At 65.7% G+C, this 230-nt stretch carries 1 protein-coding gene; it reads right to left on the bottom strand.

All coding sequences use genetic code 11. The features are described from left to right. A partial coding sequence (locus ACLJNW_RS29110) for a hypothetical protein (RefSeq protein WP_410962154.1) occupies window positions 1-230 on the bottom strand: 230 nt, incomplete at both ends.

Here is a 230-nt window from a genome sequence, read left to right as displayed (position 1 = left end):
GCGCCGGAATGCCTCCGCCAACGGTTCGGTCGAGACCACGAAACGGTCCGCCCGGCCCAGGGCACGACCGAGGATCTGGCGAATGTCGCCGGGCATCTCGGCCCGATGCAGGCTCTTCAGCGGCAGCTCGGGCAGATAGTCGTCCAGTTCGTAGACCCGTAAGGCGCGGTTGAACGACCGCATCCGGGAAATGGCCCGCAACTGCTCTTCGCTGATCTGCCGCTGGAGAA

Source organism: Salmonella sp. SAL4457, assembly GCF_046548235.1.
Classification (GTDB): Bacteria; Pseudomonadota; Gammaproteobacteria; order Enterobacterales; family Enterobacteriaceae; genus Salmonella; species Salmonella enterica.
Note: the sequence above shows the minus strand (reverse complement) of the source record. Positions and strands in the feature narration are given on the sequence as shown.